The following is a 257-nucleotide window of genomic DNA, read 5'->3' as shown; positions in this document are numbered from 1 at the left end:
AAGCGGGTCCAGAGTTGTGCCTTGTTCATCCTCGTCTCCCTGCGCAATCGGCGGTGATGGGGGCGGGGGCGATGCAGCCGCCCCCGCCCGTCACCCGATGCGCCGCCACGCAACGGATGAACCCGTGTTCAAAAGCGATTTCAGGCAGATTGAACGGCGCGTTCATGCGGCCTCCTTCGAGCGGTTTGGCCGCGGAACGTCGCGCGGCCATTCGAGGTCAGGCGGCCAGTTTTCGCTGAACCAGTTATGCGCGCGTG

The 257-nt window shown here is 65.0% G+C and carries 1 protein-coding gene; it reads right to left on the bottom strand.

The features are described 5' to 3' along the window. Positions 1-25: 25 nt before the first annotated feature. On the bottom strand, positions 26-166 hold the full coding sequence (locus RMT89_RS44070; protein ID WP_315889376.1) for a hypothetical protein: 141 nt from the start codon (positions 164-166) through the stop codon (positions 26-28). Positions 167-257: the final 91 nt, after the last annotated feature.

Source organism: Streptomyces sp. P17 (assembly GCF_032436805.1).
GTDB lineage: Bacteria > Actinomycetota > Actinomycetes > Streptomycetales > Streptomycetaceae > Streptomyces.
This window is presented reverse-complemented; position numbering and strand designations above follow the sequence as displayed.